The sequence below is a fragment of the Paenibacillus zanthoxyli JH29 genome (assembly GCF_000520715.1).
GTDB lineage: Bacteria > Bacillota > Bacilli > Paenibacillales > Paenibacillaceae > Paenibacillus_AQ > Paenibacillus_AQ zanthoxyli.
Genome location: NZ_ASSD01000066.1, coordinates 1 through 8,864, shown reverse-complemented (window position 1 = coordinate 8,864; position 8,864 = coordinate 1). Strand labels below are relative to the sequence as shown.

Annotated in this window: 10 protein-coding genes; all 10 read left to right on the top strand. The window is 51.9% G+C overall.

What is annotated here, in order from left to right:
- The coding region (locus L691_RS0102650) for a FoF1 ATP synthase subunit A (protein WP_036734887.1) at positions 1-397 on the top strand (397 nt) is incomplete at its 5' end.
- Between the two features lie 85 nt (positions 398-482).
- Positions 483-713: a F0F1 ATP synthase subunit C gene (atpE, locus tag L691_RS0102645; RefSeq protein ID WP_025688607.1), complete on the top strand. Its 231-nt coding sequence runs from the start codon at positions 483-485 to the stop codon at positions 711-713.
- Positions 714-825: 112 nt separating this feature from the next.
- Positions 826-1,314, top strand: coding sequence for a F0F1 ATP synthase subunit B (gene atpF / locus L691_RS0102640; RefSeq protein ID WP_025688606.1), 489 nt, complete (start codon positions 826-828; stop codon positions 1,312-1,314).
- Positions 1,311-1,862, top strand: coding sequence for a F0F1 ATP synthase subunit delta (locus tag L691_RS0102635; protein ID WP_025688604.1), 552 nt, complete (start codon positions 1,311-1,313; stop codon positions 1,860-1,862). The genes atpF and L691_RS0102635 overlap by 4 nt, the downstream gene beginning before the upstream one ends.
- A gap of 12 nt (positions 1,863-1,874) precedes the next feature.
- The gene (gene atpA, locus L691_RS0102630) at positions 1,875-3,386 is read left to right on the top strand and encodes a F0F1 ATP synthase subunit alpha (protein ID WP_025688602.1); all 1,512 of its coding nucleotides are present in this window, start codon (positions 1,875-1,877) and stop codon (positions 3,384-3,386) included.
- Between the two features lie 210 nt (positions 3,387-3,596).
- On the top strand, positions 3,597-4,475 hold the full coding sequence (gene atpG / locus L691_RS0102625; protein WP_025688601.1) for an ATP synthase F1 subunit gamma: 879 nt from the start codon (positions 3,597-3,599) through the stop codon (positions 4,473-4,475).
- A 127-nt stretch (positions 4,476-4,602) separates the two neighbouring features.
- Positions 4,603-6,003: a F0F1 ATP synthase subunit beta gene (gene atpD / locus L691_RS0102620; RefSeq protein WP_025688600.1), complete on the top strand. Its 1,401-nt coding sequence runs from the start codon at positions 4,603-4,605 to the stop codon at positions 6,001-6,003.
- Between the two features lie 26 nt (positions 6,004-6,029).
- Complete coding sequence (locus L691_RS0102615) at positions 6,030-6,446, top strand: F0F1 ATP synthase subunit epsilon (RefSeq protein ID WP_025688599.1); 417 nt, start codon at positions 6,030-6,032, stop codon at positions 6,444-6,446.
- Between the two features lie 236 nt (positions 6,447-6,682).
- Positions 6,683-6,943: a DUF1146 family protein gene (locus L691_RS0102610; RefSeq protein WP_198022962.1), complete on the top strand. Its 261-nt coding sequence runs from the start codon at positions 6,683-6,685 to the stop codon at positions 6,941-6,943.
- A gap of 197 nt (positions 6,944-7,140) precedes the next feature.
- A complete protein-coding gene (gene murA / locus L691_RS0102605; protein ID WP_025688597.1) occupies positions 7,141-8,523 on the top strand; it encodes a UDP-N-acetylglucosamine 1-carboxyvinyltransferase in 1,383 nt (460 codons plus the stop codon).
- Positions 8,524-8,864: the final 341 nt, after the last annotated feature.

The window sequence follows — 8,864 nt, the reverse complement described above, 5'->3', positions numbered from 1 at the left end:
AACCCCCCCCCCCCCCCCCCCTGCCGTATCCTTGGGACTGGCTGGATTGATTTTCCTGATTGTTCATTTTCTTGGAATCACTCGCAATACGAAAGCGTATTTCAAACATTACCTTCAACCGTTCCCAGTGTTTTTGCCGATTAACCTGATTGAACAGTTCTCCAAGCTGCTGACACACGGTATGCGTCTTTTCGGCAATATTTTCGCAGGGGAAGTACTGATTGCTCAATTAGTACGGCTGGGTTCAACTGGGGCTATTGGGTTTGTTGCCTCCATCCCGCTGCTTATGGTCTGGCAGGGATTCAGTATCTTCGTCGGTTCGATCCAGGCATTTGTCTTTACCATGCTGACATTCCTGTACATATCGCAGGCGATAGCCACGCATGAGGATCATTAGTTTCAATCAAGGCGCACGCAAGTCCGTCTGATCTTGAAATATATGGAGTCACAAACTACACACAATTTTAAGGAGGATTTATCAAATGGGAGTTATGGCATATATCGCGGCAGCAATCGCGGTAGGTTTGGGCGCACTTGGCGCCGGTATTGGTAATGGTCTGATTGTCAGCAAGACGGTTGAAGGCATCGCCCGCCAGCCTGAAGCTAGAGGAACTCTTCAAACGACAATGTACATTGGCGTCGCTCTGGTAGAAGCCTTGCCAATTATCGGTGTCGTTCTTGCCTTTATTTTCTATTCAAGCGCAGGTGCCTAATCGAATTACAAAAAGTTTGGCGGGGAAGGCCATGGCCCTCCGCGCTTTCTTTTTGGCTTAAATAGTATGTCCATGGTTGGTTATCGAAGTTACCGGAAAGGAGTGACCCTTAGTGCAATTTTCAATCACATCGCTCGTCCTAGCGCTGATTGCATTTCTGATTTTGTATTTTCTGCTTAATAAGTATGCCTTCGGTCCACTGTTCTCCGTCATGGAGAAACGGCGTGAGCTTGTGTTGCAGCAAATGAGTGAAGCTTCGCAGACGCGGGAGCAGGCGGTCGCTTACGTAGAGGAACAGAAGCAGGCGCTTCAGGATGCCCGCAAAGAAGCTTATGACATTATCGAGCAGTCCAGACAGACAAGCAGCAAGCAGACCGAACAATTGCTTGAGCAGGCCAAGGCAGAAGCAGCCCGAATCAAGGATGAGGCTGTCCGCGACATTCAGAACGAAAAAAACAAGGCCGTCGAGGCGCTGCGCAGCGAGCTGGGTTCGGCATCCGTAAAAATCGCATCCAAGCTGCTTGAGAAGGAAGTCAGCTCGGATGCCGCGCAGGAGGAGCTCGTTGATAAGTACCTCAAAGAGGTTGGGGGCAGATCATGAGCCAGGATACGGTAGTCGCCAAAAGATACGCGAAGGCATTGTTCGAGGTGGCTGTTGAAGAGAAGAAGACGCTGGAAGTGGAGCAAGAGCTAAAAGCCCTGGTCTCCGCGCTGGCTTCGAATAACGATCTTCAAAGATTCATCAGCTCTCCGAAAATTTCGGGGGAGGACAAGCTGGCGGTGCTCAAAAAAGCGCTTGAAGGCAAGCTGTCGGTGATCGTGATCAACACGCTTGAACTTCTTGTTGAGCGCGGCAGAATGAGCATCCTTTCCGACCTTCTGGACAGCTACGTTAAGATCGAAGGCGAGAGTCTGAGTCTTGCCGACGCTACCGTGTATTCCACCTATGAGCTGGACGAGCGGGAAAAGAAAGCTGTCACTGAAGAATTCGGCGCTTTGTCCGGCCGGGAAATTCGCGTCACTAATGTAGTCGATAAAAGCTTGTTGGGCGGACTGAAAGTTGTCATCGGTGATACGCTGTACGACGGCAGTCTTGCCGGCAAGCTGGAACGTCTGGAAAAATCCTTTAACGATAAGCACAGAAGATAGGGGTGAGCGTACTTGAGCATCAGACCTGAAGAAATCAGCACTTTGATTAAAAGTCAAATCGAACAATATAAATCCGATATTGAAGTAACCGAAATCGGAACCGTTATTCAAGTCGGCGACGGGATCGCCCGCGTATACGGTCTGGAAAATGCGATGGCGGGCGAACTGCTTGAGTTCTCCAACGGCGTAGTAGGCATGGCGCTCAATCTGGAGGAAAGCAACGTCGGTGTCGTTATCCTCGGTGAGTATACTGAAATCCGTGAGGGCGACCAAGTTAAGCGTACAGGCCGTATTATGCAGGTTCCCGTAGGCGAAGCTCTGCTCGGCCGTGTCGTTAACCCGCTCGGCCAGCCGCTCGACGGCAAGGGACCGATCGAGACGACGGAATTCCGTCCTGTCGAGAACAACGCTCCGGGCGTTATTGAGCGTAAATCGGTTCATGAGCCTATGCAAACCGGCCTTAAGGCGATTGACTCCATGGTTCCGATCGGCCGCGGTCAGCGCGAACTGATCATCGGCGACCGTCAGACCGGTAAGACGGCAATCGCCATCGACGCCATTATCAACCAAAAGGGCAACGGAATGAAATGTATTTACGTTGCCATCGGACAAAAGCAATCCACAGTAGCACAGGTCGTGGAAACACTGCGCCGCCACGGCGCGCTGGACTATACGATCGTAGTTACCGCGTCGGCTTCCGAACCGTCGCCGCTGCTGTATATCGCTCCATATGCGGGCTGCGCGATGGGCGAATACTTCATGTACAAGGGCGAACACGTTCTGGTTATCTATGATGACCTGTCGAAACAGGCCGCCGCTTACCGCGAACTGTCCCTGCTGCTCCGCCGCCCTCCGGGCCGCGAGGCATTCCCTGGCGACGTATTCTATCTCCATTCCCGGCTGCTGGAACGCGCCGCGAAGCTGAGCGACGAGCTCGGCGGCGGTTCGCTAACCGCGCTGCCGTTCATTGAGACACAGGCTTCCGACATTTCGGCATACATCCCGACGAACGTTATTTCCATTACTGACGGCCAGATCTTCCTGGAATCGGACTTGTTCTACTCCGGCCAGCGTCCGGCGATTAACGTCGGTATCTCCGTCTCCCGCGTAGGCGGATCGGCGCAGATTAAAGCGATGAAGAAGGTTGCCGGTTCGCTCCGTCTGGACCTTGCCCAATACCGCGAATTGCAGGCTTTTGCCCAGTTCGGCTCCGACCTCGATAAATCGACTCAAGCCCGTCTGAACCGCGGTGCGCGGATTATGGAAATTCTGAAGCAGGGAGTCAACCAGCCTCTTTCCGTTGAACATCAAGTCATCAGCTTGTATACGGCGGTCAAAGGATTTCTGGATGAGATTCCGGTTAAGGATGTAAGACGGTTTGAAAAAGAATTCCTTTCCTACATGGACAGCAATGCGCCGGAAGTGGCCGCATCCATCACGGAAACGAAGGACCTGACGGCTGATAACGAAGCTGCTTTGCAGGCTGCTATCGAGAAATTCAAAAAAGGCTTTGCGTCCAGCTAAGGATTAACCTTGGACGCAAATTAATTAGAAGAGATCAAGAGTGTGCCGGGCTTGAGAATTTCTCTCAGGCTTGGCATATGCTTACGAAGCCGGCTTTGGCTTCGCCAAAGCACTAGATTATGCTTACGAAGTAACTTTTGCACAGCAAAAGTTAAGATAATGCTTACGAAGTCAGCTTTGGCTTTGCCAAAGCTTTAAGGTGGTGAAATCATGGCAAGAAGCATGCGTGATATTAAACGTCAAATCAAGAGCGTTCAGAACACCAGACAAATCACCAAAGCGATGGAAATGGTCGCCGCCTCCAAGCTGAGAAAGGCGCAGGAGAAAGCGGAAGCGGCCCGCCCCTATTCGCAGAAGCTGAAAGAGGTTGTGTCAAGCATCGCATCCAGCACAAAGGGAGTTAAGCACCCGATGCTGGTGAGCCGTCCCGTCAAGAAGACCGGCTATATTGTGGTCACTTCAGACCGCGGTCTTACCGGAGGTTCCAATGCCAACGTCTTGCGCAAGGTGACGACGCTAATTCAGGAACGCCACAACTCCAAGGACGAATACGGCCTGTTTGTTATCGGCCGCAAAGGGCGGGATTTCCTGCGCCGGCGCGATTATCCGATTGTCGAGGAAGTCACTGAGCTTTCCGACACCCCGTCTTTTGCCGACATCAAGGCGATCGCCTATGCGGCGGTGGGACAATTCGAGGAAGGCGTGTTCGACGAGATCTATATCTGTTATAACGTATTTGTGAATCCGATCAGCCAGGTTCCGACTGTAGTGCGGCTGCTGCCGATGGACGGAGTAGGACAGGTGGAAGAGTCTCAAAGTCATGAGCTTAAAGCGGGCTACGAATATGAACCGTCGCCGGAAGGCGTATTAGAGGTTCTGCTGCCGAAATATGCGGAGACTTTAATTTACAGCGCCATTCTTGACGCTAAAGCCAGTGAACTGGGCGCCAAGATGACGGCAATGGGCAATGCGACCAAGAATGCCTCGAAAATGATCGGAAATCTGACGCTTACGTACAACCGTGCCCGTCAGGCGGCAATTACGCAGGAAATTACCGAGATCGTAGCGGGCGCGAACGCGCAGTTTTAAAATATAAGGCAGGCATAAGCTGAGGGCTTATCCTTGTCTTGTATTTTATAAGAAAGCGGTACCGACCTATAAGAGGACGGCGCAGCCGTTTCTTCTTAGGTAACAGTTTTCAAGGAGGGAAACATAGATGAACGTAGGACGCGTAGTAAGTATTATGGGTCCGGTTGTCGATATTGAATTTGAACGCGGCCAACTGCCCGAAATCTTCAATGCGATCAAGATCGGCGCCGACGCAGCTCAAGGACGCCAGAACGAGCTGACACTTGAAGTATCCAATCATCTCGGCGACAATCTGGTGCGCTGTATTGCCATGTCCTCGACAGACGGACTTGTTCGCGGATTGGATGCCGTAGACCAAGGAGCCCCAATTTCGGTTCCTGTCGGAGATGTAACGCTTGGCCGGGTATTCAACGTGCTCGGTAATACAATTGACAACGGAGCAGAAATTGGCGATTCGCAAAAGAACCCGATCCACCGGACCGCGCCGACGTTCGACGAGCTGTCGACGCAAGCGGAAATTCTGGAAACCGGGATCAAGGTTATCGACCTGCTCGCTCCTTATGCCAAGGGCGGTAAAATCGGCCTGTTTGGCGGCGCGGGTGTTGGTAAAACGGTAACGATTCAGGAGCTGATCAACAACATCGCTCAGGAGCATGGCGGTATTTCCGTATTTGCGGGCGTCGGCGAACGTACACGCGAAGGTAACGACCTGTACCATGAAATGACGGATTCCGGCGTTATTAAGAAGACGGCGATGGTGTTCGGACAGATGAACGAACCGCCGGGCGCGCGGCTGCGCGTTGCGCTGACGGGTCTGACGATGGCGGAATTTTTCCGCGACGTGGAAGGCCGCGACACCCTGCTCTTTATCGATAACATCTTCCGCTTCACGCAAGCGGGCTCCGAAGTATCGGCTCTGCTGGGCCGCATGCCGTCCGCGGTAGGTTACCAGCCTACGCTGGCTACGGAAATGGGCCAATTGCAGGAACGGATCACTTCCACCAAAAAAGGCTCCGTTACTTCCATTCAAGCAATCTACGTGCCGGCGGATGACTACACTGACCCCGCTCCGGCAACAGCGTTTGCCCACTTGGACGCGACGACGAACCTGGAGCGTAAAATCTCCGAAAAAGGTATTTTCCCGGCGGTGGACCCGCTGGCATCCAGCTCGCGTATGCTGAATCCGGAAATCGTAGGCGAAGAGCATTATAATGTGGCTCAGGGCGTTAAGCAATTGCTGCAGCGCTATACCGAGCTTCAAGATATTATCGCCATCCTTGGTATGGACGAGCTGAGCGAGGAAGATAAGCTAATCGTGGCCCGCGCCCGTAAAGTGGAACGCTTCCTGTCGCAGCCTTTCCACGTGGCGGAGCAGTTTACCGGCTTCAAAGGTGCATATGTACCCGTCAAAGAAACGGTCCGCAGCTTCAAGGAGATTCTGGAAGGCAAGCATGATGATCTTCCGGAAGCGGCATTCCTGTTCGTAGGTACGATCGAAGAAGCTGTTGAGAAGGCCAAGACGCTGTAACCTGAAGGTTTGAGGAGGAATTCGAAGTGAACACTTTTTTATTAGAGATTGTCACGCCGGATCACCTCGTATATGCCAAGCAGGTTCACAGCTTGACCGTACGGGGGGCAGAAGGCGATCTGGGCATTTTGCCGGGACATATTCCGCTTGTAACTCCGCTTCAGGTTGCGCCGATGATCATCAAATCGGACGACGGTACGACGACAGTTGCCGTGCATGGCGGTTTTATCGAAGTGCATAAGGATAAAGTGACCGTGCTGGCTGAGAGCGCCGAGCTGCCCAGCGATATCGATCTTGAACGCGCCGAGGCGGCCAAAGAACGCGCACAGCGCCGTTTGCAGTCCAAGGGCAAGCAGGACGAGATTGACCATCGCCGCGCTGAGCTTGCACTGCAGCGTGCGGTTACACGGATTAAAGTGTCCACCAAAAAAGGACAACAATAACATGAGAAGCAGTCTGGCCTTGCGCCGGGCTGCTTTTTTACTTGAAATCCAGTGATATAAGGTGACAATAATTTAACGATTGATGTCATTTTGTAATTTCTGGGTGGACATTAAAAATAAGAGCGTTTTCCTCAAGACTTTTAACTAAAAAAGTTTCAAAAGTACTGGATTCTTTTTCATTACGCAAGTATGATGTAAGAGTCGATTTCCGAGCAAGCATAGGTTGGGGGTTTAGGATGGATGAATGGATGACAGCCGAACTTACCGGTTCTATAGGGATTAGCGGTTTGATGTCGATGGTTGTGTCGTTATTGTGTGTTGCAATATCCTGGTGGGCTTTGCAGAACCTTAAGCTGGATTTGATCATAAGATATCCCAAGAGCCCGCAAGGGCGGCTGCTTCATTTGCTGCTGGCTATCGTACTGGGACATTTTGTAGCGGGTTTTCTGCTGGACTATTTGGGATATAGCGCTCAAATTCGCCATATGCTTTATTGAACAGGCGGTCCGCATAATAACATTTTTTTATGTTAAAACTTAATCTAAAGAAGCGTCCCGCGCTAATCCGGGGCCAAGCAGCGGAATCGAAGTAATTTTGCAAATTGACTATTACATGTAATTGTACTCAAACAAGCAAGGATATGGAGAATGATATCAATGTCAGAGAAAATAATGGACGCGGAGGGAAATGAAAAATGAGTAAATTTATCGTCCGCGGTGGCAAAAGATTGACCGGGAGCGTAAAAGTAAGCGGCGCAAAAAATTCCGTACTACCGATCATAGCCGCCTCTTTATTGGCTGAAGAAGGAGACAGCGTTATTGTTGACGCTCCTCCGCTAGATGATGTATTAACAATCAGTAAAGTATTGGAATCTCTGGGGGCGGGAGTTACATATCAGAATGATATTATTCAAGTGGATGCCCGACAGCTCTCGACTTGTGAAGCGCCCTACGAGTGGGTACGTAAAATGCGGGCTTCCTTTTTGGTGATGGGACCTCTTTTATCCCGGCTAGGCCATACACGTATTTCTCTGCCCGGCGGCTGCGCAATCGGAACGCGCCCCATCGATCAGCATCTGAAAGGCTTTGAGGCGCTTGGTGCCGAAATTAGCTTGGGGCAGGGCTATATCGAAGCAAAGAGCAAAGGCCGGCTGCGCGGGGCAAAGATCTATCTGGACGTTGCCAGCGTAGGCGCAACCGAAAATATCATGATGGCTGCGGCTTTGGCCGAAGGCGTGACGACGATAGAGAATGCCGCGAAGGAACCGGAAATTGTCGATTTGGCCAATTACCTGAACAGTATGGGCGCTGTCGTTCGCGGTGCGGGCACAGGCGTTATCCGTATTGAAGGGGTAGAGCGTCTGCACGGCGTAAGACATCATGTCATTCCTGACCGGGTTGAAGCGGGCACATATATGGTGGCTGCGGCGATTACGGGCGGTGATGTGTATGTGGAAGGTGCCATAGCAGATCATCTCGGTCCCGTTATTGCCAAGATGGAAGAGATGGGCGTAACGATTATTCCGGATGAGAACGGCGTCCGTGTTATCAGCGACAAGCCGCTGAAGGCTGTCGATGTGAAGACTTTGCCTTATCCGGGCTTTCCTACCGATATGCAGTCCCAGATGATGGCGCTGCTGCTTCGTTCGGAAGGAACGAGCGTGATTACAGAGACGGTTTTTGAGAATCGCTTTATGCATGTGGATGAATTCCAGCTCATGAATGCGGAAATCAAGATCGAAGGGCGTTCCGCCATCGTTACCGGCAATGCCCGCCTGGTTGGAGCGAAGGTTTGCGCAACGGACCTGCGTGCGGGCGCTGCGCTGATCCTGGCCGGTTTAGTTGCGGAGGGAACGACGGAAGTAGGCGGCACGCATCATATCGACCGCGGCTATGTGCATCTGGCAGAGAAGCTCTCTGGCCTGGGTGCGGACATTTGGCGTGTTACGCTGGATGAAAGCTCAGTGGAAGCAGCCAAAGAAGAATCGCTCAAACCGGAAACGGCAAAGAACGCCGCACTGAAGAGCGAGGAGACGAAGCCAAGATTTCAGGTTCAGATTCAACCGACCTGGGTGTAACTCTCTGGCAAAAATAAATTGAAGATTACAATGAGAAGAGACCTGTCCGCTAACGGCCGGGTCTCTTTATTATGTTTAGACCATTGCTTCAGTCTCTGCCATAGATATAACTCTTCCTTCTCTCGAATGCTTCGTTCTAGCAATTATCCGAGACTCATAATATTAAGTATGAGGACAAACGAGAAGGGAGACGGAAGAGATGAAAGATTTCCGCCTTTGGCGCCGCAGATCGGCGCGGTGGAGACCCGGGCGCCGGAGAAGCAAGCTTTCGGCCCGGGTGTGGACCGGGCGGCTTGTGCCCGCCGCCTGGCTGGCCGCGCCGCTGCTGGCGGCGCTGCTGC